We start from the raw sequence: 26,965 nt of genomic DNA, 5'->3' as shown, positions 1-26,965 counted from the left end.
CCTACGCCATCAGCTCGACGATGGTGGCGTTGGCGGTGCCGCCGCCCTCGCACATCGTCTGCAGTCCGTACCGAATTCCGTTGTCCCGCATGTGATGGATCATCCGGGTCATCAGTACGGCGCCGGACGCACCGAGCGGATGCCCCAGCGAGATCGCGCCGCCCAACGGGTTGAGCTTCGCCTCGTCGACACCGGTGTCGGCCAGCCACGCCAGCGGAACCGGGGCGAACGCCTCGTTGACCTCGAACACGCCGATCTCCTCGATACCGACGCCGGACTTGTGCAGCACCTTCTCGGTAGCCGGGATCGGACCGGTCAGCATCAGGATCGGATCGGCACCCGTCACCGCGCCGGCGCGATAGCGGACCAGTGGCGTCAGGCCGAGGTTCACCGCGTTCTCCAAGGTGGTGACCAGAAGTGCTGCGGCACCGTCGGATATCTGTGACGAGTTGCCCGCGTGGATGACGCCGTCGTCCTGGAACGCGGGCTTGAGACCGGCCAGCTTCTCGACGGTGGTCCCCCGCCGGATGCCCTCGTCGTCGGTGACGACACCCCCCTCGGTGAACACCGGCATGATCTGATCGATGAAGGCACCCGCATCCTGAGCGATCGCGGCACGCTCGTGCGACTGCGCCGAGTACTCGTCCAATCGGCTGCGCGAGAGGTTCCACTTCTGTGAGATCAGCTCGGCGGAGATACCCTGGTTGAACGCGAAACCGTCATACCGGGCAAGGGCTTTCGGCCCATACGGCTGGCCCGTCGCCCGCGCCGAGCCGAGCGGCACCCGGCTCATGACCTCCACACCCCCGGCGACCACCACGTCCTGCTGGCCCGACATCACGGCCTGCACTGCGAAGTCGAGCGCCTGCTGGCTCGACCCGCACGCGCGGTTCACCGTGGTGCCGGGAATGTGCTCGGGCCAGCCCGCCGCCAGCACCGAGTAACGGCCGATGTTGCTCGACTGATCGCCGACCTGCGATACGCAGCCCCACACGACGTCGTCGATGATCTCCGGATCCACGCCGGTGCGCTCGACGAGTTCGTTGAGCACCAGCGCGGACAGGTCGGCCGCGTGCTGTTCGGACAGCCCGCCGTTGCGCTTACCGACGGGCGTGCGCACCGCCCCGACGATCACGGTCTCCCGCATTACCTCTCCTCCTCCGATTCGGCGGCATACAGGGCCCACGACCCGCTGAACTCCGCGTCGCGCTTGGCCGCGAACGCGGCGTACGCCTCTCTCGAGTCTGCCGTGGCGAAATTGCCCGGCTGCGCGCGGGCTTCGTTGGCGAGCGCCTCGCGCAGCGTGGAATTCGCGCCGTCGTTCAGCAGCGCCTTGCTCTGCGCCAGCGCGAACGGCGGACCCGCCGCCAGCCGACCGCTCAACTCGTCGACGAACGCATCGATCTCGTCGGCCGCCTTGACCCACGTGACCAGACCCAGTCGGTGCGCCTCGTCGGCCTCGATCATGTCGGCGAGCAGGACCAGCCGCTTGGCCTGTTGTAAGCCGACCAACTTCGGCAGCAGCCACGACCCGCCGAGGTCGACCGACAGCCCGCGCTTGGAGAAGATCTGGCAGAACCGCGACTCCGGCGTCGCGACCACGAGGTCGCAACCCAAGGCCAGGTTCCAGCCCGCGCCGACGGCGATGCCGGTGACCTTCGCAACGGTCGGCACGGCGAGTTCGTGCAGCGCCAGTGCGACGTCGGTCAGCCGGTCGAGCTTGTACCGGGGGTGGATCTCCTCGCCGGTGCCGATGTCGGCTCCCGAACAGAACGCGCCGCCCGCCCCGGTGAGCACCAGCGCCCGCAACTCGCGGTCCCGTTTCGCCGTCCGCAGTGCATCCGCCAGCTCGACCCACAGCTGCGCGTCGAGCGCGTTCCTGCGCTCCGGCCGGTTCAGCGTCAGCGTCCGCACTCCGTTGCGGTCCCCGGTCAGCAGGACGTCGCTCACGCGATCACACCGTCTGCCCGCAGTTGCGCCACGTTGGCTGCCGAGAAACCCAGTTCGGTGAGCACCGCGTCGGTGTGCTCCCCGAGACCGGGTACCGCACCCATCGGCTGCTCGAAGCCGCTGATCACCGGCGGCGGGCGCAGGGCGCGGATGTCACCCTTGGGGGTACCGACGGTGCGCCAGCGATCCCGCGCCGTCAGCTGAGGGTGTGCGACCACCTCGCTCGGCAGGTTGTACCGCGAGTTGCCGATTCCCGCGGCGTCGGCGATGGTCTGAATATCGGCGAGATCGTGCTGCGCACACCATGATCCGATGGCCTCCTCCAGCACCTCCCGATGCGCGCACCGGTCGCTGTTGGTGGCGAAGCGCGGATCGTCGGCCAGATCCGGGCGGTCGATGATCTCGCGGGCGACCCGCTGCCACTCGCGGTCGTTGGTGGTGCCGAGCACCACGGTCTGGCCGTCGCGGGTCGGGAACGCGCCGTACGGTGCCACGGCCGGCGAGCCGACGCCGAGCGGCTGCTGATCGATGCCCGAGTGCTGGGTGTAGGTCAGCGCGTAGCCCATGACGTCGGTCATGACGTCGAACAGGCTCAATTCGACGTGGGGCGCCGCGCCGTCGAACGGCCGCTCGGCCCGCCCGACGAGAAGGGCCAGGATCGAGATCGCCGCGTAGAGACCGGTGGTGAAATCGGCCATCGCCGGGCCGGGCTTGGCGGGCATACCGGGGTACCCGGTGACGGCGCAGGATCCCGACTCCGCCTGCACCAGAAGGTCGTACGCGCGCTTGTGCGAGATCGGTCCGCCCGGCCCGTAACCGTCGATCTCAACGGGGATGACGTTCGGATGCCGTTCGGCGAGATCGGCCGCCGCGATGCCCAGCCGACCCGTGGCGCCGGGCGCGAGATTGGAGACGAACGCATCGGCCCGATCCAGCAGGCGATGCAGGATGTCCATTCCGGCAGGTGATTTGGTGTTGAGTGTGACGGATTCCTTGCCGCGGTTGCACCACACGAAATGCGCGGCGAGTCCACCGGGGCCGTTGACGACGTCGTCGTAATCGCGGGCGAAATCGCCGCCCTTCGGATTCTCCACCTTGATGATCCGAGCACCGAAGTCGGCGAGCACTCGCGTGCACATCGGTGCCGCGACGGCCTGCTCCATCGCGACCACCGTGATCCCCGCCAACGGCGCAGACCGGGTCACATGACCATCCCGCCGTCGACCGGCAGCACCTGTCCCGTGATGTACGACGCGGCGTCCGACGCCATGAACACGAACGCCCCCGCGACCTCCTCCGGCCCCGCCCACCGCTTCAGTGGGATGCGGTTCATCATGTTGGCGGCGAACTTTTCGTTGGTGCGGATGGTCTCCGTCATCGGCGTCGCCGCGAGCGGAGCCAGCGCGTTTACCATGATGTTCTTCGAAGCCAGTTCGCGAGCAAGGGATTTCGTGAAACCGATGAGACCCGCCTTGGCCGCCGAGTAGTTGACCTGCCCGAGCGTGCCGGTGAGACCGGCCGCCGAGGTGACGTTGATGACCCGGCCGGTGCCGTCGGTCGGGATGTACGGTAGCGCCGCCTGCGTGCAGTGGAAGGTGCCCATGACGTGGATGTCGAACGTCAGACGGAACGTCTCGTCGGTGAGCTTCGGGAACATCGCGGGCGCCGTCACGCCGGCGTTGTTGACCAGGATGTGCAGCGCTCCCCCGCCGAGTCCGGCCGCCTGTTCGGCGGCGGCATCGGCGGCGGCCCGGTCGCCGACGTCCAGCGCGCAGGAGTCGGCCTTGCCGCCCGCCGCCCGAATCCGTTCGGCCACCGCGGCGGCGGCATCCGGGTTGATGTCGGTGACCAGCACCGCGGCACCCGCGTCGGCGAGAGCGGCGGCCACGGCTGCACCGATTCCGCCGCCGGCGCCAGCGCCCGTAACCAGCGCGGCGCGGCCCGTCAGATCGAAGTACCCCATCGTGAACGCTTCGCCTCTCAGTAGCTCTTGGGCAGGCCGAGAACGTTGGCGCCCAGGAAGTTCAGAATCATCTCCTGGCTCACCGGCGCGATCTTCATGAGCCGGGACTCACGGAAGAACCGGGAGATGTTGTACTCCTCCGAGTAGCCCATTCCGCCGTGCGTCTGCAGGGCGCGATCGGCGGCGTCGAATCCCGCGTCCGCACACAGGTATTTGGACATGTTCGCCTCCCGACCGCACGGCTTGCCGTTGTCGTAGAGCCAGGTGGCCTTGCGCAGGATCAACTCCGCGGCGTCCAGGCGGGCCAGCGAGTCGGCGAGCGGGAACTGGATGCCCTGGTTCATGCCGATCGGCCGGTCGAAGACCACCCGCTCGTTGGCGTACTTGACGGCCCGGTCCAGCGCCACCCGTCCGATGCCCAGCGCCTCGGCCGCGATCAACATCCGCTCGGGGTTCAGCCCGTGCAGGATGTAGCTGAAACCCTTGCCCTCGTCGCCGATTCGGTGCTCGGCGGGGATCCGCAGGTCGTCGATGAAGAGCTCGTTGGAGCTGACGGCGTTGCGGCCCATCTTCCTGATCGGCCGGATGTCGACGTGGTCGCGGTCGAGGTCGGTCAGGAACAGCGACAGGCCGTCCGTCGGCCTCGCCGAATCCTCGCGGGGTGTCGTGCGCGTCAGCAGCAGGATCTTCTCGGACTCCAACGCCTTGGAGATCCAGACCTTGCGACCGTTCACCACGTAGTCGCCGCCGTCCCGCTTGGCGAACGTCGTGATGCGCGAGGTGTCCAGTCCCGCAACCGGTTCGGTGACACCGAAGCAGACGTGCAGGTCACCGTTGACGATGCGCGGCAGGGTCTCGGCCTTCATCTCGTCCGAGCCGTACACCACCACCGGCTGCATTCCGAAGATCGACATGTGAATCGCGCTGGCGGCGTTCATCCCGCCACCCGACCGAGCCACCTCCTCGGCCAGGATCGTCGCCTCGGTGATGCCGAGACCGTGGCCGCCGTACTCCTCGGGGATCGTCATCCCCAGCCAGCCACCGCTCGCTATCGCGTCGTAGAACTCCTGCGGGAACTCGTGGTTCTGGTCCTTCTCCATCCAGTAGTGGTCGTCGAACCTGCCCGCCAGTTCGGCGACGGACTTGCGGATCAGTTCCTGATCCTCGGTGAGCTCGAAACTCATTCCATTCGGAGTCGAGGCCACAAATTCCTTCTCCCTTAATCGTTGGCGCACAGTCGAACGCGCCGGTGCGAACGCTCAATCCGCACCGGCGCGCCGTCAGCTTGCGACCGGCTAGACCGTTCAGTCCTTGTTGCCGGTCAATTCCTTGGCGTTGGCGGCGAAGTCCTGGAAGCTGGCGCCCCCGTGGTCGTGCTTGGACAGCGCCTGGATCGAGACGTCGTGACCCTCGGCGGACTTGCGCAGCGCGCCGATCGTCGCCTGCTCCTTGGAGATGTGCGTGAACGGGTCCCAGTGGTACCAGCGCATCGCGTTCTCGTAGGTCATCTTGTTGATCTCGTCGTCCGGCACGTTGTTCGCCCTGAGCACCTCGTCGAGTTGCTCCGGTGCGCTCGGCCACATCGAGTCGCTGTGCGGGTAGTCCGCTTCCCAGCAGATGTTGTCGATGCCGATCTGATTGCGCAGTTCGACCCCGACCGGGTCGGAGATGAAGCACGTCAGGAAGTGATCGCGGAACACCTCGCTGGGCTTCTGCTTGCCGAAGTCCTGACCGGTCCACGTCGAGTGCATCTCGTAGGTGCGATCCGCGCGATCGAGGAAGTACGGGATCCAACCGGTGCCGCCCTCGGACAGCGCGATCTTCAGATCCTTGTACTTCTTGATCGGCTTGGACCACAGCAGATCCGCGGCAGCCTGCACGATGTTCATCGGCTGCAGCGTGATCATCACGTCCATGGGGGCGTCGGCCGCGGTGATCGCCAGCCGGCCCGACGACCCGATGTGCACGTTGAGCACGGTGTCGGTGTCCACCAGGGCCTGCCAGACCGGATCCCAGTAGTCGTCGTGGAACGACGGGTAACCCATCGCGGCCGGGTTCTCGCTGAACGTCAGCGAGTGCACGCCGCGCTTGGCGTTGCGGCGGATCTCCTTGGCGCAGGCCTCGGCGTCCCAGATCACCGGCAGCGTCATCGGGATGAAGCGGGCCGGGTAGGCGCCGCACCACTCCTCGACGTGCCAGTCGTTGTAGGCCTGCACGAGCGCCAGCGAGAACTCCGGATCCTCGGTGGCGAACAGGCGGCCCGCGAAACCGGGGAAGCTCGGGAAGCACATCGAGCCGAGGATGCCGCCGGCGTTCATGTCCTTGACGCGCTCATCGACGTCGTAGCAGCCCTTACGGATCTCGTCGAGACCCTGCGGCTCCAGGCCGTACTCCTCCTTGGGCCGACCGGCAACCGCGTTGAGTGCGACGTTCGGGATGACGATGTCGCGGAACTGCCAGGTGTCCGACCCGTCGGGGTTGTGCACGAGCCTCGGTGCGTCGTCGATGTACTTCTTGGCCAGGTGATTCTTGAACATGTCAGGCGGTTCAACGATGTGATCGTCGACGCTGATCAGGATCATGTCGTCCTTGTTCACAGGCGGTCCTTTCCTATCCGTGGATGACACCCTTGGGAACCAGCGTAGTTCCGACCTTGTTCTCTGCTAAGGGAAACTATCCTCTCACCTTACGAGAATCAACGTCCACAAGCCAGTCATATGCACTTGAACCTGCGCGTTTGATCGCTGTGGACCGTCACAGACAGGTCAGAAGGACCTGCGAAGTGCGGACCTCCGTTGACGTTTCACAGAACTAGTGGAAATCTGTTGGTCAAATATGAGAATATGATTCTCGCAACGGAGAGACACCCCCACGAAGCAGGAGAGGAGGACCTCGTGAGAGTCGCGCCCCTACCGGCCGATCAGTGGGATGACGCCGTCCACGGCGCGCTGCGGATGATGCCCGAGGAACGCCGGAATCCGGTGGACGCCGGCAACGCCGTGGCGACGTTCGTCAACCACCCCGACCTCACCCGGTCCTATCTCACGTTCAGCTTCTACCTGCTGACGCGGTCCACACTGCCCGCCCGGCTTCGCGAACTGGCCGTCCTGCGGATCGCGCACCTCACCGAGTGCGCCTACGAGTGGGACGAGCACGTGCGGATCGGCAAGGACGCGGGACTCACCGACGACGACATCGCAGCGCTCGTCCGCGGCGAAGCGCCGGACGCCTTCGACCGGACGGTGCTCACCGCGGTCGACGAACTCGTCGGCAGCACGCGGATCTCGGACCCGACGTGGTCCGCGCTCGGAGAGCGGATGGACACGCGGCAACTCATGGACTTCGTCTTCACCATCGGCGGTTACCACATGCTGGCGATGGCCCTGAACACCTTCGGCGTCGAACCGGCTTCGGCTCAAACACAAGAGGAGAACTGAGGAACCATGGCCTTCTTCAAGAAGCCCGATGCGGGCAGCTGGACCGAGAACTGGCCGGAACTGGGCACGGCGCCGGTCGATTACACGGACTCGGTCGACCCGGAGCAGTGGCTGCTCGAGCAGCAGGCCATCTTCAAGAAGACGTGGCTGCAGATGGGGCGGGTGGAACTGATCCCCAAGAAGGGCAACTACGTCACCCGCGAGATGCCGTCGGTCGGGCCGGGCGTGTCGATCATCATCGTCAACGACGGTGAGGAGATCCGGTCCTTCTACAACTTCTGCCGCCACCGTGGCAACAAGCTCGTCTGGGCCGACTACCCCGGCGAGGAGGTGTCGGGCACCTGCCGCCAGTTCACCTGCAAGTACCACGCGTGGCGCTACTCGCTCAAGGGCGACTTGACCTTCATCCAGCAGGAGGGTGAGTTCTTCGACGTCGACAAGGCCGACTACGGACTGGTGCCCGTGCGCTGCGAGGTGTGGGAGGGCTTCATCTTCGTCAACTTCGACGACGACGCCGTGCCGCTGCGCGAGTACCTCGGCGAATTCGCCGAGGGGCTCGAGGGCTACCCGTTCCACGAGATGACCGAGCACTACAGCTATCGCTCCGAGGTGAACGCCAACTGGAAGCTCTTCATCGACGCGTTCACCGAGTTCTACCACGCGCCGATCCTGCACATGAAGCAGGCGGAGAAGGAGGAGGCCGAGAAGCTGGCCAAGTTCGGCTTCGAGGCGTTGGCCTACGACATCAAGGGCGACCACTCGATGGTGTCGTCGTGGGGCGGGATGTCTCCGCCGAAGGACCTCAGCATGGTGAAGCCGATCGAGCAGATCCTGCACAGCGGGCTGTTCGGTCCGTGGGATCGGCCCGACATCAAGGGCATCCTGCCCGATGAGCTGCCGCCGGCCATCAACCCCGGCCGCCACAAGACCTGGGGCACGGACTCGTTCGAGTTCTTCCCCAACTTCACGCTGCTGTTCTGGGCACCGGGGTGGTACCTCACGTACAACTACTGGCCGACTGCCGTCGACAAGCACATCTTCGAGGCCGACCTGTACTTCGTGCCGCCGAAGAACCTGCGTGAGCGGCTGTCTCAGGAACTGGCCGCGGTGACGTTCAAGGAGTACGCGTTCCAGGACGCGAACACGTTGGAGGCCACCCAGACTCAGATCGGCACCCGGGTCGTCAAGGACTTCCCGCTGTGCGATCAGGAGATCCTGCTGCGCCACCTGCACATGACCGCCCACCAGTACGTGGATCGGTACAAGGCGAGCCTGAACGGCTCGCCGAACGGCAAGCACGCCGCAAGCGACGAGAAGGATCACGCGAATGTCACCTAGCCCGTCCGATTCGACTACGTCGAAGTTGCCAGAGGAATTCGCCGACCTGGAGCGTTTCAGCGACTGGTGCCTGCCCACCGAGGAGGAGCGCTACCAGAAGCGGCTCAACTCGACCATGGCCGAGATGCAGGAGTTCTACGATGCCGGCATGGCGCGGCTCGAGGACATCATGGTCTACGTCGACGCGCGATTCCCGCTCGCCAGCATGCCGGATGACGCCAAGGCGCTGGTGCACCTGGGCCAGTCGATCGTCATGGTGAGCTTCCCCATCGAGGTGTGGAAGCAGCCGCGCGTGCTCGACAGCGGCGCTGCCTACATCCAACTGATCAAGGAGCCGGTGGTCTGAGCGTGTTAACCCTCAAGGCTGCGGGTTACGTCGACGTCGACAAGGGCGAGCTCGTCCGGCCGGCGGTCATCAAGGTCGAGGACGGCGTCATCGTCGGCCTGGGCGGCGACCCCGAAGGGGACGTGATCGATCTCGGTGACTCGATCCTGCTGCCCGGCCTGATGGACATGGAGGTCAACCTGTTCATGGGCGGGCGCGGCGAGAGCCCAGGCCTATCCCAGGTTCAGGACGACCCGCCGACCAGGACGATTCGCTCCATCGGCAACGCGCGGCGCACGCTGCGTGCCGGCTTCACGACGGTGCGCAACCTCGGGTTGTTCGTCAAGACGGGTGGTTACCTGCTGGACGTCGCGCTGTCCAAGGCGATCGATGCGGGCCTGGTCGACGGCCCCCGTTTCGTGCCCGCAGGTCACGCGATCACCCCGACGGGTGGGCACCTCGACCCCACGATGTTCGCCGCCTTCATGCCGGGCGCACTGGAGCTCACCATCGAGGAGGGCATCGCCAACGGCGTCGACGAGATCCGCAAGGCGGTGCGCTACCAGATCAAGCACGGCGCCCAGCTGATCAAGGTGTGCGTCTCCGGTGGCGTGATGTCGATGACGGGTGAGGCGGGCGCGCAACACTATTCGGATGAGGAGCTCCGGGCCATCGTCGACGAGGCGCATCGCCGCGGACTCCGCGTCGCCGCGCACACCCACGGCGCCGAAGCGGTGAAACACGCCGTCGCGTGCGGGATCGACTGCATCGAGCACGGCTTCCTGATGGACGACGAGGCCATCCAGATGCTCGTCGACAACGACCGCTTCCTGGTGACGACCCGTCGACTCGCCGAGGCGATGGACGTCTCGCGGGCGCCGAAGGAGTTGCAGGACAAGGCCGCCGAGATGTTCCCGAAGGCGAAGACCTCGATCAAGGCGGCCTATGAGGCGGGCGTCAAGATCGCCGTCGGCAGCGACGCGCCGGCCATCCCGCACGGCAAGAACGCCGACGAACTCGTCACGCTGGTGGACTGGGGAATGCCGCCGGCCGCGGTGCTTCGGGCCGCCACGGTGGTGGCCGCCGACCTGATCAACTCCACGGACCTGGGCCGCATCGCCGAGGGGTACCTGGCCGACATCATCGCGGTGCCCGGCGATCCACTGGTGGACATCACCGTTACACGGGACGTCAACTTTGTAATGAAGGGCGGTAAGGTCTACCGACATGACGCGAACTGACGATCTGGTCGAGATCCAGCAGCTGCTGGCCAAGTACGCCGTCACCATCACCCAGGGTGACGTCGAGGGCCTGGTGGAGGTGTTCACGCCGGACGGCACGTACAGCGCGTTCGGCTCGACCTACACGCTGGCACGCTTCCCCGAACTCGTCGCGGCAGCGCCCAGCGGCCTGTTCATGACCGGCACGCCGCTCGTCGAGTTCGACGACGACACCCCCGACTCTGCATCGGGCACTCAGCCGCTGTGCTTCATCGAGCACTCCAAGCACGACATGCGCATCGGCTACTACAAGGACACCTACCTGCGCACCGACGACGGCTGGCGGCTCAAGACCCGCGCGATGACGTTCATCCGACGCAACGGCGACCACGACTCCGGGCGCCCCCACGCGATCGGGAGGCCCGATGGCGATGTCGCCGCAGGGGCGGCTCCGGGAGCGCGATGAGCGAGCTCTTCGAACCCGCCGCGTTCCGCACGGCGTTGCAGGACTGGCTCGCCGAGAACGACCTCACCCCGCCGCCGGGCGACCACTCGCTCGACGCGCACCAGGCTCAGCACCTCCGCGCACTGAAGGCGCTGTACGCCGCGGGGTGGATGCGCTACGGCTGGCCGGAGTCGGCGGGCGGTCTCGGCGGCCCGGAGATCCTGCGGGCCATCGTCGGCGAGGAGATCGTCGGCCGCGGAATCGACCACCCCGGACCGTATTCCATGCTCGAGGTGCTGACCCCGACGATGATCGACTACGCCCGACCGGAGCTGGCAACCGAGATGGTGCCGAAGCTGCTCTCGGGCGAGGAGTCCTGGTGCCAGGGCTTCTCCGAACCCGGCTCGGGTAGTGACCTGGCGTCGCTGACCACGAGGGCGGTGCAGGACGGTGACACCTGGATCGTGAACGGCCAGAAGGTGTGGACGAGCTTCGCGCAGTACGCGTCGCGCTGTGTGCTGCTCACGCGCACCGGCGGCCCGGACACCCCGAACCACGACGCCATCACCGCGTTCTTCGTCGATCTGGACTCCCCCGGCGTCACCGTGCGCCCGTTGCGCACGATGCACGGCGTCGACGAGTTCTGCGAGGTCTACTTCGACGACGTCGTCGTGTCCGCGGACCGGATGCTGGGGCAGCCGGGCGACGGCTGGAAGCTCGCGATGGACCTGCTGCCGTACGAGCGGTCCACCTGCTTCTGGCAGCGCATCGCCTACCTGTACTCGCGCTTCGACGCACTGGTCGCCGAGGTTCGCGGCAGCGACAAGGCCGTCGACGTCGATCTGGGCGCGGCCTATCTGGCCCTGCACACGCTGCGCTGCCGCTCGCGCGCCACGCAGCAGCGGCTCGCCGACGGAGCGAAACTCGGCGCGGACACCTCGATCGACAAGGTGCTGCTCGCCGCCGCCGAGCAGCAGCTGTACGACACGGTCCGCGACCTGCTACCGGGCGTCATCGAACTCGACGGCGGCGAGTGGCGCACCGAGTACCTGTACTCGCGGGCCTCCTCCATTTACGGCGGCACTGCCGAAGTGCAGCGCAACATCATCGCCCGCCGCCTGCTCGATCTCGGGAAGGAGTGACCGTAGTGACGACATCGGACGGCCCGTTCGACTCGGTATCGCTCGCCATGCTCGAAGACGGGCTGCGCAAGACCATGCTGTCCGCGTCCGGCCCGGAGCTCGACGCCGCCCTGATGGAGCTGGGCTGGGCCGAAATGTTGGCCGACCACGCCGACCAGGCGGTTCCGCTGGTGTTCCGGCTGCTCGGCGAAACGGGTTCGCACGCATCGGTTCTCGTCGATGTCGTGTTGCACGCGACCGGCAACACCATCGGCGGCACGCTGGAGCTGCCACTGCCCTACATCGGGAACAGCTGGGTGGTGTGGGATCGGACCGCCGAGGGTGTCAACGTCGACACCCTCGGCGGGCTGCCGCTGCGCCGCGAGGAGGAGGGCTATCCGATCCGGCTGGCCGAAGCCCGCAGCGCGGTGAGCTGGTGGCTGATCGGCTCCGCTCGGGCGATGCTGGCACTCGCCCGCCAGCACGCGCTCGACCGGGTCCAGTTCGGCAAGCCGATCGCGGGCTTCCAGGCCGTCCGGCACCGGCTGGCGGAGACGCTGGTCGCGATCGAGGGCGCCGAGGCCACGCTGGACATCCCCGGTGACGACAGCCCCGACTTGACCGCGCTGCTCGCCAAGGCCGCCGCGGGCAAGGCCGCGCTGACCGCCGCCAAGCACTGCCAGCAGGTGCTGGGCGGCATCGGCTTCACCGAGGAGCACGCCCTGCACCACCACGTGAAACGCGTGCTGGTGCTGGACGGATTGCTCGGTAGCTCAAGAGAACTCACCCGCCGCGCCGGTGCGGGGCTCCGCGCCCGCGGCTCGGTCCCCCGCCTCGCCCAGCTCTAGCGCAACCTAGAATCCAGCGCGTGCCACCCGACGCGTCGAAGACCAGAGCCGGGTTACTCGACGCCGCGGCGCGCGCCTTCGCTCGCGACGGGGTGTTCTCGGCGTCGCTCATCGACATCACCCGGCAGGCTGGACAACGCAACCGGGCGGCGCTGCGCTACCACTTCGGCTCACGGGACGGCGTGCTGTGCGCGGTCATCGACCGGCACGCGGCGTTCCTCGCCCAGCGTGAGGGCGAACTACTCGAGGTCGCAGAAAACGAGTCGGGGCTCGAACCCGTCATCGAGGCACTGGTCCGGCCCGCCGCGGAACTCGCCGACAGCGGCTGGCGGGGGCGCTGCTGCCTCCTGATCATCGCCGAGCTCACGGGCGAGGACATGGCCCAGTACAGCGCCGAACTGCAGGAGGTCCTGGCCCGCACCGGCGGCAACGACGTTTTCGCACTGCTGACCGAACGCACCGGTCATCTCACGGACGAGCTTCGCACCGAACGCTTCTCGCTCATGGTCATGTTCATCCTGCGCGCCATCGCGGATCGCGCACGGCTGCTCGAGCGCCGGACACGGAGCGGTAGGCCGCAGCTCGAATCGGAGCCGTTCGTCGCGAACCTCGTCGCGATGGCCGCCGCCGCCATGGCCGCGCCCGCTCGTTGACATAAGCACACCTGCTTACTACGGTCTGACGCGGGAGGTCGATCGAGTGAAGGCAGTTCGCGTCGTCCAGCACGGCGACCCCGTGGATGCACTCGAGATCCGGGACGTTCCGATTCCCGAACCCGGTCCCGGCGAGGTCCGCATCGTGGTGAGCGCGGCCTCGGTAAACTTCGGCGACATCGCTCGCTGCCGTGGCACGGTGGCGAGCGTCATGGGTCAGGTGCCCTTCACCCTCGGCATGGACGTCTGCGGCGTGGTGGACGCGGCGGGTGAGGGCGCGGAGGACGCGGTGGGCCGTCGCGTCGTCGCGATGACCAACCAGTCGCTGGGCGGCATGGCCGAATACGCGCTCGCACCAGTTACCGGAACCTTCGACGCTCCCCCCGAACTCGACGACGTCGCGGCGGCGGCCTTCACGCTGCCGTTCCACGTCGGTTACCTCGCACTGCACCGACGAGCGCACCTCACTGCGGGTGAAACGCTGCTGGTGATCGGCGGCGCCAGCGCGGTCGGCACGGCGGTCATTCAACTCGGCGTGGCCGCCGGCGCGCACGTCATCGCTGTCGCGGGCGGACCCGAGAAGGGCCGACTCTGCGAGGAACTCGGGGCGTCGTTCATCGATCACACCTCGGCCGACCTGTTCGACGAGGTGAACGCGCGCACCGAGAACCGCGGCGCCGACGTCGCCGTCGACGTGACAGGCGGTGACGGCACCGAGGCGGTGTGGACCTGCCTGGCCCGCGAGGGACGCTACGTGCCAGTCGGTTTCAACGACGACCCCCAGTCGGGGCTGACGGGCAGGCCGCTGCGCAAGGTGTCGATGGGCAACATCTCGGTGCTCGGCGTCATCCTCGGCTACGGCGAACTGCCGGTCGACTTCCGCCGATTCGGCCTCAACATGTGGCCCGCCGACGTGGGTCGTGACGTGCACGGGGCGCTGCTGGATCTCGTCGCGTCCCAAGCGGTTCGGCCCGTCATCGGGCGCACCGTCACGATGGAGCAAGTGGGCGCGGCGCTCGACGATCACGCCAACCGCCGCACCGCGGGCCGCACCGTCGTGACGATCGCGAGCTAGTCCGTGAACGTCGACGAGGTGCTGGATGCGGCGGCCGAGGCCGCTGGGAGCGACGACTTCGGTCCCGATGACTTCAGGACGGGCCTCGCCGTGCTGTGCGAGTCGGTCGAGGCGGAGGCGCAGCTCAACGACATCGGCCGGTTCGCCATGCAGCAGAACGTGATCGGCAGCCTGGTCAACCGCCTGAAGGTCCACGACTGGATACGGGCCAATCCGTTCATCGCCGACGAGCGGATCGTCGCACCTCTCGTCGTCGTCGGGATGTTCCGGGCCGGGACGACGTTCCTCAGTCAACTGCTCGACCAGGATCCGCACAACCGCGCGCTGCTGCGCTGGGAGGCCTCCGACAGCGTCCCTCCCCCGACACCGCAGACCTATCGCGCCGGGCCCCGCGTCGACGCGGCCAACCAGGCGATCGACATGCTCGAATCGCTCAATCCTCAGATGCGCGTGGTCCACCACGAGGACGCCGAGGGACCGACGGAGTGCATCACGCTGCTCGGCCAGGACTTCAAGAGCCTGACGTGGGAGGCGTTGGCGAACGTGCCGACGTACAGCCAGTGGCTGCTCGAGGCCGACTACGCGTCGGCGTACGCCTATCACCGGCGCGCGCTGCAGGTGCTGCAGAGCGGTGGCCGGCGGGGCGCCTGGACGCTGAAGAGTCCCAACCACGCGATCGCCCTTCCGGCGCTGGCCGCCGAGTATCCCGACGCGAATCTGGTTCTGCTGCATCGTGACCCGACGGTACTGTGCGCGTCGGCGTGCAGTCTGATCTCGACGCTCACCGGTACGTTCAGCGACGCCGACCACACCGCGTACATCGCGACGCACTGGACCGACATGCTCGCCGAGTCCGTCGACCGCAGCGAGACGTTCCGGTCGACCCATCCCGAACGTCGGATCATCGACGTGCAGTACGCCGATCTGGTGTGCGATCCGCTCGGCACCGTCGAGCGCATCTACGCCGCATCCGACAGGGAGTTCGACGGGCCCGCACGCGACGCCGTGGCCGCGTTCGTCGCCGCCAATCCGAAGGGCCGGTTCGGCGCTCACGGTTACCGGCTCGAGGACTACGGGTTGGAGGCGGGCGCGATTGCCGAACGATTCGCGGAATACGTTGAGCAATACGACATCCCGCTAGAGTGATTCGGGCGCGATTTCCGGGGCTGAGCCCGGAAATGCGCGCCGAAATCACTAACCCCGCGGTAATCCGAGGACGCGCTGCGCGATGATGTTGCGCTGGATCTCCGAGGTGCCGCCGGCGATCGTGCCCGCGAACGACCGGCCGTAGCGATCGAACCAGCTACCCGCATAGCCGTCGTGGTTCATGTGTTGGTAGGGAGTCGAGTTCGCCGGGTGCGCCAGCGCGTCGACGCCAACGGACGCGAGGACGTGCTCGGACGCCGACTGACCCGCTTCGGCGCCCAGCAGTTTCAGCACCGCCATGCCCGGCACGTCCTCCTCGCCGCGCGCCGCGCGTGCCAATCCCGCGGAGCCGAGCAGGCGCAGCGCCTGGTTGTCCATCGCCAGCGTCGCATAGCGGTCGCGATCGATTTCGGTTGCGGGCGTGAAGTCCTCGAGCATGTCGCGCAACCGATCGGCGTAGCTGATCCACAGCATCGTCCGCTCGTGGCCCAGCGAGCCGTTCGCGACGCGCCAGCCGTCGCCCCGCGGGCCGACGAGATTCGCGGCAGGCACCCGCACATCGGTGAAGAACACCTCGTTGAAGTCGACGTCCTCGCGATCCCACGCCGACGCGAAGGGCCGACACGTCACACCGTCGAGATCGGTGGGGATCAGCAGCGCGCTGATCCCCCTGTGCTTCGGCGCATCGGGATCGGTGCGGACGAACGTCAGGATGACGTCGGAATCGTGGGCACCCGACGTCCAGACCTTCTGGCCGTTGACGACGAAGTGGTCGCCGTCCGAGACCAACTCGGCACGCGTGCGCAACGACGCGAGGTCGGAGCCCGCACCCGGCTCGCTCATCCCGAGCGCAGCGGTCTTGTCGGCACGCAGGATCGGCACCGCCCACGTCGACTTCTGCTCGTCGGAGCCGAACGTCAACAGGGACGCCGCGATGATGCCGACGCCCTGCTGGTTGAAGTTGTGCACGATGCGCCGCCTCGAGAGCTCCTCGAAGTAGACGAACTGCTCGAGGATCGACGCGTTGCGCCCGCCGAACTCCGGTGGATTGCCGGGCACCAGCCAGCCGCTGTCGAAGAGCAGCCGCTGCCACCGTCGCCCCCACGGCGGCACATCGGACGACGACCGCGACCGCTGCAGCGCGTCGGCGGCCGTCGGAACGTGCTCGTCGAGGAAGGCGACGAACTCGGCGCGGAACTCCTCGATGGCCGGATCGAACGTCAGTTGCACTGGCCCTCCGATGCTCGTGCACGTTCACCTGCGGGAAAGGAATGCAGACTTTCCAGGTAAGGCTTCTGAAAAGCTACGAATGAGAATACTATTCTCGCCATGAGAAAGTTACAATCTCAGACACGGTGGCCGGGAGGGGGGCTAGGACCACGATGCCCAGGCGTTCTCCGGTACAGTTCATGCATGTTCTCCCTGATCGGCCCGCATCTCAGACTGATTTCGGGGCACCGGTGACGAGTCCGAGCGAAGAACCCGCATGGAAGCAGCGCGCGGTCGAACGCTCGATCAAAACGGCCAAATTGCGCGCCGCCCAACGCGTACAGCGTTTTCTGGACGCGGCGCAGGCGATCATCATCGAAAAGGGCAGCACCGATTTCACGGTGCAGGAGGTCGTCGACCGCTCACGACAGTCGCTACGGAGTTTCTACCTGCAGTTCGACGGTAAGCACGAACTGCTGCTGGCCTTGTTCGAGGACGCGCTGAGCCGTTCGGCCGATCAGATCCGCGCCGCGACCGCCAGCCAGTCGGATCCCCTGGAGCGGCTCAAGGTCGCCATCCAACTGCTCTTCGAGTCGTCACGTCCTGATCCGACGGCCAAGCGACCCCTGTTCACCGACTTCGCACCGCGCCTGCTGGTGTCGCATCCGTCCGAGGTCAAGGTGGCTCACGCGCCACTCGTCGCCCTGCTCACGGAGCTGATGGAGCAGGCTTACGAGGCCGGCGCCCTGCGCTCCAGCATCAACCCGAAGCGCATGGCCGCGATGACCATGCAGACGGTGATGTTCGTCGCGCAGTCCAGCGGCAGCGACGACGCCACCATCAAGCCGATCTCGGCCGACGAGGTATGGGACTTCTGCTCCCACGGATTCGCCGCCGACTAGCCTGAGAATTACATTCTCACCGTCGTAGAACTTCGCTTACACTCGCGAGCGTGACCGACCTCTGGTCCGACCTCCTGGCGTGCCTCGACATGGCAACCACGCGGTCCGGGAACCACTTCACCGCCCGCAATCAGACGCTCGAGTACCACCGCGTGTTCGGTGGACAGCTGCTCGGCCAGTTCATCCGGGCCGCCGAACTGGTGTGCCCCGAGAAGTCGGTCAAGTCCCTCCACGCGCTGTTCCCGCGCGAAGGCCGTGCCGACGAGCCGGTCGTCTACGACGTCACCGTTCACCACGAGGGGCGGTCCTTTGCGACACTCTCGGTGCTCGCGGCACAGAGTAAGGGTCCGATCGGGACGGCGTCGATCTCAATGCACGTGACCGAGGACGGGCCGGCCCTGCAGACAGTCGAGCCCGTACCCGGCCTGCTCGGGCCCGAGTACGCCGTCGGCCTCGACCTCATCCCCTGGGACACCAGGGCCACAGCCGATCTCAATGCGCCTCACGTCGGTCCCCCCGAGTGCGAGATCTGGATGCGCACACCGGAAGTCGATCCGGCGCTCGCCCAGGCCCTCGCCGCCTACGCCACGGACCTCACGCTGATCGGCACCGCCGTGCGCCCACTCGACGGCCTGAGCCAGACCGGCAACGGCACCCAGTTCACGTCGGCGGTCACGAGCCACACCATCTGGTTCCACCGCCCGTTCCGCACCGACGGCTGGCTGCTGCTTCGACAGCACAGTCCGATCGTCGCCCACGGCCGGTCCTTCGGCCGTGGCGACCTGCTGACCGACGACGGCACCCTCGTCGCGTCCTATGCGCAGGAAGCCCTGCTCCGGATCGCGATCTAAGCGCTGTCTACAAACGGCTCGACGGCCTCTCGTCGTTGACACAATGGGACCAGAATGTAAGAGTGCTGAGCATGTGCACAGCACACCGCCGTGGAACCAGAGGAGCATGAAGTGGGTCGTGTAGAGGGCAAGGTCGCGTTCGTCAGCGGCGCGGCGCGGGGTCAGGGCCGGGCGCACGCGGTTCGGCTGGCCGAAGAGGGCGCCGACATCATCGCGGTCGACATCTGCAAGCAGATCGACAGCGTTCAGATTCCACTGTCGACGCCCGAGGACCTCGCCGAGACCGCGGACCTGGTGAAGAACGCCGGCGGCCGCATCCACACCGCTGAGGTCGACACACGCGATTTCGACGCGCTCAAGGCGGCGGTCGACGCGGGCGTCGAGGAGTTCGGCAAGCTCGACATCATCGTCGCCAACGCGGGCATCGGCAACGGCGGCCAGACGCTGGACAAGACCAGCGAGGGCGACTGGGACGACATGATCGCCGTCAACCTGTCCGGCGTGTGGAAGACCGTCAAAGCCGGTGTGCCCCATATCCTCGCGGGCGGTAAGGGCGGCTCGATCATCCTCACCAGCTCGGTCGGCGGCCTGAAGGCCTACCCGCACACCGGCCACTACGTCGCCGCCAAACACGGCGTCATCGGCCTGATGCGCACGTTCGCCGTCGAACTCGGCGCGCAGAACGTCCGCGTCAACAGCGTCTGCCCCACCAACGTGAACACACCGCTGTTCATGAACGACGGCACGATGAAGCTGTTCCGCCCCGACCTGGAGAATCCGGGTCCGGACGACATGAAGATCGTCGGCCAGCTCATGCACACGCTGCCGATCGGCTGGGTCGAGCCGGAGGACGTCGCGAACGCGGTGCTGTTCCTCGCCTCCGACGAGGCCCGCTACATCACCGGCGTCGCCCTTCCGGTCGACGGCGGCAGCTGCCTCAAGTAGCCGCGGGGCGCTCGCGGGCCTGACAGACTCGATCGATGAGCGACGATGAGGTCGCGGAGGGCACCATCGGCGGACTCGACCAGTTCAGCCCCTCCGTCACGAGGACCGTGGTCGAGCGGGTCGGGCCGCTTCTGCGACGCTACTTCCGCGCCGAACTGCACGGGCTCGACGCATTCCCCGCCGAGGGCGGCGCGCTGGTGGTGTCCAACCACTCCGGCGGAATGCTGACACCCGATGTGCTGCTGTTCGGTTCGGCGTTCTACAAGCGCTTCGGGTACGACCGGCCCCTTATCACGCTCGCCCACTACGGCGTGGTGATGGGCCCCCTCGGCGACGTCATGCCCAAGGTCGGGGTCATCGAGGCGAGCCGCGAGAACGCCTCGGCCGCACTGGCTTTCGGCGGTGTCGTGCTGGTGTTTCCCGGCGGCGACTACGACTCCTACCGGCCCACCTTCGAGGACACGACAATCGACTTCGCCGGGCGCACCGGCTACGTGCGCACCGCCATCGCGGCGGGAGTGCCGATCGTGCCCGCGGTGTCGATCGGTGGACAGGAGAGCCAGCTCTTCCTGACCCGCGGCAACACGTTGGCGAAGCTGCTGGGTTTGACCAAGGCGCGCATGGAGATCCTGCCGGTGACGTTCGGGTTCCCCTTCGGCTTCAGCGTGATCGTGCCGCCCAACCTGCCGTTGCCCACCAAGATCGTCACGCAGGTGCTGGAGCCCATCGACGTCGTCGAGCGCTTCGGCCCCGACCCCGATGTCGACGAGGTCGACGTGTACGTCCGGTCCGCCATGCAGTCCGCACTCAACGAGCTGAAGCGCAAGCGCCGCTTCCCTATCCTGGGCTGACCGTGGACGCACGCTCACTGCAATCGGGGTTCGGCGGTGTCGCCGCGACGCTGGGTACCTTCGTCCGGGCGGGTGTGCTAGCGCCGCTACGGCCCGACAGGTACCTCCGGATGGCCGCCGCTGCGCGCGGAGGCGGTTCGGTGACAATGGGTTTCGCGATCGCCGCGCAACGCTGCCCGGACCGGCCGGGACTGATCGACGAACTCGGCACCCTGACCTGGAAACAGCTCGACCAGCGGGCAGCGGCGCTCGCGGCGGGGCTGCAGACGCTGCCCGGCACGCTGCGCACCGTCGGGATCATGTGCCGCAACCACCGCGGATTCGTCGCGGCGCTGATCGCCGCCGACCGGCTCGGGGTCGACGTGCTGCTACTGAACACCTCGTTCGCCGGGCCCGCACTCGCTGAGGTCGTGACGCGTGAGGATGTCGACGCCGTCGTGTACGACGACGAGTTCGCCGACATCGTCGGGCGCGCACTGACGGACCGGCCCGACACGGCGCGAGTGCTGGCGTGGACCGAATCCACCGCCAGTGCTGGCGATCTGACCGTCGACTCGCTCATCGCGGCCCATCACGGCTCGAAGCCCACCTCGACGGGACGCAAGAGCAAGGTGGTGCTGCTGACCTCGGGCACGACCGGCACTCCGAAGGGCGCGCGGTCGACGTCGGGTGGCGGCGCCGCAGAGCTAAAGGGCATCCTCGATCGCATTCCCTGGCGCGCGGAGGAGGTCACGGTGATCGCCGCTCCGATGTTCCACGCCTGGGGCTACTCGCAGCTGATCTTCGCCGCGTTCATGGCGACGACGATCGCGACGCGTCGCCGGTTCGATCCCGAGGCGACACTGGAGTTGGTCGACCGCACCGGCGCGACCGGACTCGTCGTCGTGCCCGTGATGCTGGACCGGATCATGGATCTGCCGCCCGCCGTCCGGCGGCGCTATCCGTGCCGATCGCTGCGGTTCGTCACCGCGTCCGGCTCGCGAATGCGGCCCGACGTCGTGACGGCGTTCATGGACGAGTTCGGCGACGTGGTCTACAACAACTACAACGCGACCGAGGCGGGCATGATCGCGACCGCCACCCCCGCCGATCTGCGGGCTGCACCGGACACCGCGGGCAGACCGGCCGCGGGCACCGAGGTGCGCATCCTGGACGGCGACCACCGCGAGGTGCCCGCTGGCGACACCGGGCAGATATTCGTTCGCAGCGGAACGCTTTTCGACGGCTACACGGGAGGTTCGCCGGGCACGGCCAAGCACTTCCACGACGGGTTCATGGCGTCCGGCGATATGGGCTACGTCGACTCGGCCGGCCGGCTGTTCGTCGTCGGCCGCGACGACGAGATGATCGTCTCCGGCGGGGAGAACGTCTACCCCATCGAGGTCGAGAAGACGCTGACGACGCATCCCGAGGTCGCCGAGGCGAGCGTCGTCGGGGTGTCCGACGAGCAGTACGGTCAACGGCTCGTCGCCTTCGTCGTGCTGACGCCGGGTGCCTCGTCGTCAACCGACGACCTGCGCGCGTTCGTCCGCGACAATCTCGCCAACTACAAGGTGCCGCGCGAGATCAGGGTGCTCGACGAACTCCCCCGCAACGCCACCGGAAAGATCCTGCGGGCCGAGCTGCGCGCCAGCGCCGAGGACTAGCGGTCGGCCGAGACTGCGGGCAACGCGGCATCGACGACCGCCAGTTGGCCGGAAAGCCCTGCTGCGGAGTGGATCTCGGCGAAGGAGCGGACCAGGGCATCCGTCGCCTCGTGTACGTCGCCGAACGTCCGATCGTCGGTGAGCACCGCGATGCCCATCTGGTCGACGTAGCTCCACACCGTGATGTTCACCGCCGCCCCGAGGGACAGCACGCCCGTCGAGTAGATCTCGCTGACGGGTGCGCCCGCGAAGTGGCCGCGCATCCGTGGTCCCGGCACGTTGGACACCGCGACGTTCATCATCTTGTTGCGGCCGTCCCGCCTGGACAGCCAGGTGAACGCCGCCGGGGCGACCGCCGTCGGAAGATACGTCATCAGGCGGCAGTACAACTCGGGGCCGATGAGTTCGTGGTCCTCCTTCGCCCGGCCCGTCGCGACCGCCACCAGGCGGACGCGTTCGAGCGGGTCGGCGATGTGCACGGGCAGCGATATCGACAGCCCGCTGATCTCGTTGCCGGTCACCCGATCCGGGGACCTGTTGGTCGCGGTCGGGACCGACGCGATGATCGGCTCGTCGGCTCCGCCGTCGTAGCGCTGGAGCAACTCGCGCAGCGCGCCCGCCGCCGTGGCCAGGACGACGTCGTTGAGGCTGACGTTCAGCGCCTTCGCCGTCGCCTTGACGTCGGCGAGCGCCACCGCCGCACTGCCGAATCGCCGCGCCGGCGACACCTGGTGGTTCAGGAACGTCGCGGGCGCGCTGAAGTTGTCCGCGAGGTCGGGGTGATCACCGCGTTCCCTCGCGCGGTGACGCACTCGCGTGAAGCCCTTGACCGCGTCCTTCAGCAGTCCGGGCAACTCGCCGATCTGCTTGACGTGGTCGCGCCCCGCCTCGGCGAGCAACTCGGAGGCGCTCGGCACCGCGCCGCCGTCGCCGGGGTCGCTTTCGTCGACGTCGCCGCCGACGATGTCCATCGCGCGCGCGAGCAGGTTGACGGACGCGACGCCGTCGGCGAGCGCGTGATGCACCTTTCCGATCAGCGCGTAGCGCCGGCCCGCCAGTCCTTCGGCGAAGTGGAACTCCCACAGCGGCCTGCCGCGGTCCAGCGGGGTCGACGCGATTCGCGAGATGACGTCGTCCAGTTCGCGCCGACCACCGGGAGCCGGTACCCGAACCCGGCGCAGGTGGTAGTCGAGGTCGACGTCGCAGTCCTCCAGCCACATCGGGTGGTGCATGCGCCACGGGATCTCCACCAGCCGGTACCGAAGCGGCTCCAGCAGATGCAGTCGGCGAGCGAAGTGAGTGCGGAACTGCTCGAAGCCGAAGTCCTCGATGCCTCCGGCGTCGACGATCGCCACCTTGAGGGTGTGCGAATGCAGGTTCGGGGTTTCGGTGTAGAGCAGGTAGGCGTCCATGCCGTTGAGTCGCCTCATACCCCACCTCGCCGTCGACACCCGCCCAGCCTCATGAAACCACCGATGTCCACCCGGCCGGGCGGATTCGCGACACCGAGCCATTAAGCAAAGCGTCCAAACGACCCGCGGCCACGTCGGCACTGCGAAACTGGCGGGGTGAGCGCTGAGGACACGAGCAAGCCCCGATTCGACTACGAGGAGATGAAGAGGGAAGCCGAGCAGTTCATCCGGTTCGAGAAGGACCGCACTAACCGCATCGCCTACATCACCTTCGATCGGCCCGAGGCGCAGAACTCCACCACGCTCGGCATGCGGCAGCTCTACGCCGACCTGATCCACAAGTGCAATGTCGACGACGACGTCAAGGTGGTCGTGATCCGCGGCGAGGGCGAGGATTTCGGAAGCGGCGGTGATCTCCCCGAGCAGCGCGACATGCTCGAGAACCCCGGCATGCCGCTGAACCACGAGTTGGCGATCAACGACGACGACGTGACGTACCCGCCCGGTGGCTCGTACCGCTATCTGTCGACGGTGACCGACTTCTACGCCAAGGCGCGCGCGGGAAACCGGCCGCTGCAGGAACTGCGCAAGATCAGCATCATCGAAGCCAAGGGGTACTGCTACGGCTGGCACTTCTACCAGGCCGGCGACGCGGACCTGGTCATCTCCTCGGACGACGCGCTGTTCGGCCATCCGGCGTTCCGCTACGTCGGCTGGGGTCCGCGGCTGTGGTGGTGGGCTGAGACCATGGGGTTGCGCAAGTTCTCCGAAATGCTCTTCACCGGACGGCCGTTCACCGCCGCCGAGATGAACGACTGCGGATTCCTCAACAGCGTCGTGCCCCGCGCGGACCTCGAGAAGGAGACCGAGAAGTACGCGCTGGCGTGTTCCAAGACGCGCCCGACCGACACCGTCGCCGTCCAGAAGACGTTCCTCGAGCTGTACAAGCAGCACAAGGGCGAGTACTTCGGCAGCCTGCTCACCGGGATGGTCGAGGGCATGCTGCCGTTGATTCAGAACGACCAGCAGAACGACGTCGATCTCACCGACGGCACCTTCGAGAAGGGGCTCAACAACGTCGTCAAGGACAACGACATGAACTTCCCGCCCGAGTGGCGGCTGAGCCGGTCCGGTCGCAGGAAGCCCTGAGCCGCGGTGACGCTCACGGGCACCGTCGCCCTGGTGACCGGTGCGAGCAGCGGAATCGGCGCGGCGACGGCGAAAGCCCTTGCCGGACAGGGCGCGTCGATCGCCCTGCTGGCTCGGCGGGCCGACCGACTGGCGGCCGTCGCCGCCGAGATCGAGGCGGCGGGTGGTACGGCCCTGGTCGTGCCCGCCGACGTGACCCACGCCGGGCAGGTGTCGGCAGCCATCACGCGGACGGTCGACACGCTGGGCCGGCTGGACATCCTGGTCAGCAACGCCGGGCTGCTCCGGATGGGCGAGGCCGACCAAGCGCCCCTTCAGGAGTGGGACGACCTCGTCGCGGTGAACGTGCAGGGCGTCCTCTACGTCACCCACGCGGCACTGCCCCACCTCATCGCCGCGGCAGCCGACGGTCCACGGCACGTTGCGGACGTCGTCGCGATCAGCTCGACGGGAGGACGTGTGGCGAGGCCGGGTACCGCCGTGTACTCGCTGACCAAGTTCGGCGTCGGGGCGTTCTGCGAGGGCATCCGGCAGGAGCTGATCCCGAAGCGGGTCCGCGTCGGTCTCGTCGAACCGGGCACGGTCCGGACCGAGATCATCGATCACCTGTCCCCGGCGGCGCTCGCGGCGCAGCAGTCCAGGACGGCGGGCAAGCTCCCACTCGAACCGGAGGACGTCGCGGACGCGGTCGCCTACATGGTGACGCGCAGCCGCCGAGTGGCCGTCAACGAGATGCTGGTGCGCTCCGCGGAGCAGACCTGGTAAGCATTGACATCGTGGACTTCGCCGGTGACGACTACGGCTTGCCGCTACCCGGGACGCCCGAGGATCTGCGCGCCGCCGGGCCGGCCTTCCTGACGCGCGCGTTTCAGGCCTCGGGCACTCTCCGCGCGCACAATCGCGTATCGCGGGTGACGGAGTTGACGGAGGTGTCCGGGGGCAGCACCGGCCGCAAGGCGCTGCTCCGAGTGGAGTACGCCGACCCCGCACCGCACCTGCGCACCGACCTGTTCGTCAAGTTCTCCCGCGATCTGCTGGACCCCGCCCGCGACGTCGGACGGACGCAGATGGAGCAGGAGATTCGGCTGGCGGAACTGTCGCGGCATCCGGACTTCCCGATCGTCGTGCCGGAGACGCTGTTCGCCGACTACCACCGCGAATCGGGCACCGGCATCCTGATCACCGAGCGAATCACGTTCGGCGCCAACGGTATCGAACCGCAGTATCACAAGTGCCTGGACTATCGCATGCCCGACCAACTCGAGCACTACCGCGCGCTGATCACCGCGCTGGCCCGGCTGGCCGGAACCCAGCGCGCAGGCCGCTTCCCGACCGACCTGATCGCCCGGTTCCCGGTGGATCTGCAGGCCGCCGCGGTCGGTGAGCGGGTGAAAGTCGACCCGGAGTCCCTGGCACGCAAACTCGTTCGGCTGGCCGACTTCGTGTCCGCGCAGCCGGGATTGTTCCGACCGTTCGTCCGCGCTGAGAGCTTCCTCGCGGCGCTGCCCGAGACCGGGGCAGCGATCGCGGCGCACGAAACCGAGGTCTGGCGACTCATGGAAGCCGACGCCGACTACCTCGCGCTGTGCCACTGGAACGCCAACGTCGACAACGCGTGGTTCTTCCGCGACATCCGCGAGGATCTGGCGTGCGGGCTGCTCGACTGGGGCTGCGTGAGTCGGATGCACGTCGCCATGGCGCTGTGGGGCGCGCTGTCCGGCGCCGAGGCCACGCTGTGGGATCGCCACCTCGACGAACTGCTGGCACTCTTCGTCGCGGAGTACAGCGCGGCGGGTGGCCCGGACCTCGAGGTGGAGCACCTGCGCACCAGGCTGTTTCACTACGTCGCCGTCATGGGTGTCGCGTGGCTGCTGGACGTTCCGGCGCTGCTGCGCGCCCGCCTCGGCGACTCTCTGGCCGGGCTCACCCGCGCGGACGCGCGAATCGCGGACGACGAGGCACTTCGCGCTCCGCTGCAGATGCTGACGAACGTGCTGGACCTGTGGCAGCGCTACGACTTCCGTGCGTTGTTCGCCGACCTCTCGTAGCACTCCTGCCCGCGGCCGTTTATTTGTGGCACATGTGAATTCCTGGCGTTCCCGTAGCGCCCGAATACATTGGAGTTCGTCACCGAAACGGAGTCCCGGATATCGGCACTCGTAAAACTAGGAGAACATCATGAAGTTCCGCCACCTCGCCTCGATCGCGGTCGCCGGCGCGGCCGCCGCCGCGATCGCCGCCGCCCCCGCCGCCGTCGCCGTCCCCATCGCCGAACCCGCCCCTGCCGGCGCGACGATCACACAACGCAATGGTCACGTGGCTATCGACGCGACGCCCGACAAGGTTTCGGAGCCGCGCAGCTACGGCCAGTGGTCGTCGCCGGCGCCGTTCCTGTTCTGGGATTGATCACACGACACGACTCCGCGGAATCGACTGAATTGGTCGGTTCCGCGGTGTCGTGCATTCATGTGAAATGCAC

27 protein-coding genes are annotated in these 26,965 nt (G+C 67.4%); 19 read left to right on the top strand and 8 right to left on the bottom strand.

Annotated features, from left to right (window positions below):
* Window position 1: 1 nt before the first annotated feature.
* From NM203_RS13825 to NM203_RS13800, 6 genes are all read right to left on the bottom strand, one after another.
* Window positions 2-1,147, bottom strand: a complete 1,146-nt coding sequence (locus NM203_RS13825; protein WP_255060550.1) for a thiolase family protein — start codon at window positions 1,145-1,147, stop codon at window positions 2-4.
* A complete protein-coding gene (locus NM203_RS13820) occupies window positions 1,147-1,950 on the bottom strand; it encodes an enoyl-CoA hydratase/isomerase family protein (protein ID WP_255060549.1) in 804 nt (267 codons plus the stop codon). The genes NM203_RS13825 and NM203_RS13820 overlap by 1 nt, the downstream gene beginning before the upstream one ends.
* On the bottom strand, window positions 1,947-3,155 hold the full coding sequence (locus NM203_RS13815) for a CaiB/BaiF CoA transferase family protein (protein WP_255060548.1): 1,209 nt from the start codon (window positions 3,153-3,155) through the stop codon (window positions 1,947-1,949). The genes NM203_RS13820 and NM203_RS13815 overlap by 4 nt, the downstream gene beginning before the upstream one ends.
* Entirely contained in the window at window positions 3,152-3,913 is a 762-nt protein-coding gene (locus NM203_RS13810) for an SDR family NAD(P)-dependent oxidoreductase (RefSeq protein WP_255060547.1), read from the bottom strand. The genes NM203_RS13815 and NM203_RS13810 overlap by 4 nt, the downstream gene beginning before the upstream one ends.
* Before the next feature lie 17 nt (window positions 3,914-3,930).
* Window positions 3,931-5,097: an acyl-CoA dehydrogenase family protein gene (locus NM203_RS13805; protein ID WP_255060546.1), complete on the bottom strand. Its 1,167-nt coding sequence runs from the start codon at window positions 5,095-5,097 to the stop codon at window positions 3,931-3,933.
* A gap of 120 nt (window positions 5,098-5,217) precedes the next feature.
* Window positions 5,218-6,510, bottom strand: a complete 1,293-nt coding sequence (locus NM203_RS13800) for an amidohydrolase family protein (protein WP_255060545.1) — start codon at window positions 6,508-6,510, stop codon at window positions 5,218-5,220.
* A 297-nt stretch (window positions 6,511-6,807) separates the two neighbouring features.
* Between NM203_RS13800 and NM203_RS13795 the strand changes: the two genes are divergently transcribed.
* From NM203_RS13795 to NM203_RS13750, 10 genes are read left to right on the top strand one after another with little or no spacing between them, the layout of a single operon-like run.
* Window positions 6,808-7,350, top strand: coding sequence for a carboxymuconolactone decarboxylase family protein (locus tag NM203_RS13795; protein WP_255060544.1), 543 nt, complete (start codon window positions 6,808-6,810; stop codon window positions 7,348-7,350).
* 6 nt (window positions 7,351-7,356) lie between these two features.
* On the top strand, window positions 7,357-8,688 hold the full coding sequence (locus tag NM203_RS13790; protein ID WP_255060543.1) for an aromatic ring-hydroxylating oxygenase subunit alpha: 1,332 nt from the start codon (window positions 7,357-7,359) through the stop codon (window positions 8,686-8,688).
* On the top strand, window positions 8,678-9,034 hold the full coding sequence (locus NM203_RS13785) for a hypothetical protein (protein WP_255060542.1): 357 nt from the start codon (window positions 8,678-8,680) through the stop codon (window positions 9,032-9,034). Before NM203_RS13790 ends, NM203_RS13785 begins: the two co-directional genes overlap by 11 nt.
* Window positions 9,035-9,036: 2 nt before the next feature.
* On the top strand, window positions 9,037-10,254 hold the full coding sequence (locus tag NM203_RS13780; protein ID WP_255060541.1) for a metal-dependent hydrolase family protein: 1,218 nt from the start codon (window positions 9,037-9,039) through the stop codon (window positions 10,252-10,254).
* Window positions 10,241-10,699 (top strand): nuclear transport factor 2 family protein, encoded by a 459-nt coding sequence (locus NM203_RS13775; RefSeq protein ID WP_255060540.1) that lies wholly within the window; start codon window positions 10,241-10,243, stop codon window positions 10,697-10,699. Before NM203_RS13780 ends, NM203_RS13775 begins: the two co-directional genes overlap by 14 nt.
* On the top strand, window positions 10,696-11,820 hold the full coding sequence (locus NM203_RS13770; protein WP_255060539.1) for an acyl-CoA dehydrogenase family protein: 1,125 nt from the start codon (window positions 10,696-10,698) through the stop codon (window positions 11,818-11,820). The genes NM203_RS13775 and NM203_RS13770 overlap by 4 nt, the downstream gene beginning before the upstream one ends.
* Before the next feature lie 47 nt (window positions 11,821-11,867).
* Window positions 11,868-12,647, top strand: coding sequence for an acyl-CoA dehydrogenase family protein (locus tag NM203_RS13765; protein ID WP_255060847.1), 780 nt, complete (start codon window positions 11,868-11,870; stop codon window positions 12,645-12,647).
* Between the two features lie 20 nt (window positions 12,648-12,667).
* The gene (locus NM203_RS13760; protein WP_255060538.1) at window positions 12,668-13,300 is read left to right on the top strand and encodes a TetR/AcrR family transcriptional regulator; all 633 of its coding nucleotides are present in this window, start codon (window positions 12,668-12,670) and stop codon (window positions 13,298-13,300) included.
* A gap of 46 nt (window positions 13,301-13,346) precedes the next feature.
* Window positions 13,347-14,375 carry a zinc-binding dehydrogenase gene (locus NM203_RS13755; protein WP_255060537.1) on the top strand — a complete coding sequence of 343 codons (1,029 nt, stop codon included), beginning with the start codon at window positions 13,347-13,349 and terminating at the stop codon, window positions 14,373-14,375.
* A 3-nt stretch (window positions 14,376-14,378) separates the two neighbouring features.
* Complete coding sequence (locus NM203_RS13750; protein WP_255060536.1) at window positions 14,379-15,521, top strand: sulfotransferase family protein; 1,143 nt, start codon at window positions 14,379-14,381, stop codon at window positions 15,519-15,521.
* A gap of 48 nt (window positions 15,522-15,569) precedes the next feature.
* Here the strand turns inward: NM203_RS13750 and NM203_RS13745 are convergent, their stop codons facing one another.
* The gene (locus NM203_RS13745; protein WP_255060535.1) at window positions 15,570-16,751 is read right to left on the bottom strand and encodes an acyl-CoA dehydrogenase family protein; all 1,182 of its coding nucleotides are present in this window, start codon (window positions 16,749-16,751) and stop codon (window positions 15,570-15,572) included.
* 230 nt (window positions 16,752-16,981) lie between these two features.
* Here NM203_RS13745 and NM203_RS13740 point away from each other — a divergent pair, with 230 nt between their 5' ends.
* The 5 genes from NM203_RS13740 (at window position 16,982) to fadD12 (ending at window position 21,925) form a co-directional block, all read left to right on the top strand.
* Complete coding sequence (locus NM203_RS13740) at window positions 16,982-17,632, top strand: TetR/AcrR family transcriptional regulator (RefSeq protein WP_255060534.1); 651 nt, start codon at window positions 16,982-16,984, stop codon at window positions 17,630-17,632.
* A 50-nt stretch (window positions 17,633-17,682) separates the two neighbouring features.
* Window positions 17,683-18,483, top strand: a complete 801-nt coding sequence (locus NM203_RS13735) for an acyl-CoA thioesterase (RefSeq protein WP_255060533.1) — start codon at window positions 17,683-17,685, stop codon at window positions 18,481-18,483.
* Window positions 18,484-18,594: 111 nt separating this feature from the next.
* Window positions 18,595-19,428 carry a mycofactocin-coupled SDR family oxidoreductase gene (locus NM203_RS13730; RefSeq protein ID WP_255060532.1) on the top strand — a complete coding sequence of 278 codons (834 nt, stop codon included), beginning with the start codon at window positions 18,595-18,597 and terminating at the stop codon, window positions 19,426-19,428.
* Window positions 19,429-19,463: 35 nt separating this feature from the next.
* Window positions 19,464-20,279 carry a lysophospholipid acyltransferase family protein gene (locus NM203_RS13725; RefSeq protein ID WP_255060531.1) on the top strand — a complete coding sequence of 272 codons (816 nt, stop codon included), beginning with the start codon at window positions 19,464-19,466 and terminating at the stop codon, window positions 20,277-20,279.
* A 2-nt stretch (window positions 20,280-20,281) separates the two neighbouring features.
* A complete protein-coding gene (gene fadD12 / locus NM203_RS13720) occupies window positions 20,282-21,925 on the top strand; it encodes an acyl-CoA ligase FadD12 (protein ID WP_408633347.1) in 1,644 nt (547 codons plus the stop codon).
* On the opposite strand, the gene NM203_RS13715 is transcribed toward fadD12, so the two are convergent.
* The gene (locus NM203_RS13715; RefSeq protein ID WP_255060530.1) at window positions 21,922-23,355 is read right to left on the bottom strand and encodes a WS/DGAT/MGAT family O-acyltransferase; all 1,434 of its coding nucleotides are present in this window, start codon (window positions 23,353-23,355) and stop codon (window positions 21,922-21,924) included. The genes fadD12 and NM203_RS13715 overlap by 4 nt on opposite strands.
* Window positions 23,356-23,538: 183 nt before the next feature.
* Between NM203_RS13715 and NM203_RS13710 the strand changes: the two genes are divergently transcribed.
* The 4 genes from NM203_RS13710 to NM203_RS13695 all read left to right on the top strand — a co-directional run bounded on the left by NM203_RS13710 (window position 23,539) and on the right by NM203_RS13695 (window position 26,892).
* Window positions 23,539-24,486: an enoyl-CoA hydratase/isomerase family protein gene (locus tag NM203_RS13710; RefSeq protein ID WP_255060845.1), complete on the top strand. Its 948-nt coding sequence runs from the start codon at window positions 23,539-23,541 to the stop codon at window positions 24,484-24,486.
* 6 nt (window positions 24,487-24,492) lie between these two features.
* A complete protein-coding gene (locus NM203_RS13705) occupies window positions 24,493-25,251 on the top strand; it encodes an SDR family NAD(P)-dependent oxidoreductase (protein WP_255060529.1) in 759 nt (252 codons plus the stop codon).
* A gap of 2 nt (window positions 25,252-25,253) precedes the next feature.
* Window positions 25,254-26,534 (top strand): hypothetical protein, encoded by a 1,281-nt coding sequence (locus NM203_RS13700; RefSeq protein ID WP_408633359.1) that lies wholly within the window; start codon window positions 25,254-25,256, stop codon window positions 26,532-26,534.
* A 130-nt stretch (window positions 26,535-26,664) separates the two neighbouring features.
* A complete protein-coding gene (locus tag NM203_RS13695) occupies window positions 26,665-26,892 on the top strand; it encodes a hypothetical protein (RefSeq protein ID WP_255060527.1) in 228 nt (75 codons plus the stop codon).
* Window positions 26,893-26,965: the final 73 nt, after the last annotated feature.

This window comes from Mycolicibacterium arenosum, assembly GCF_024320865.1.
Classification (GTDB): domain Bacteria; phylum Actinomycetota; class Actinomycetes; order Mycobacteriales; family Mycobacteriaceae; genus Mycobacterium; species Mycobacterium arenosum.
The sequence above is the reverse complement of the archived record's forward strand: the minus strand, read 5'-3'. Positions and strand labels throughout refer to the sequence as shown.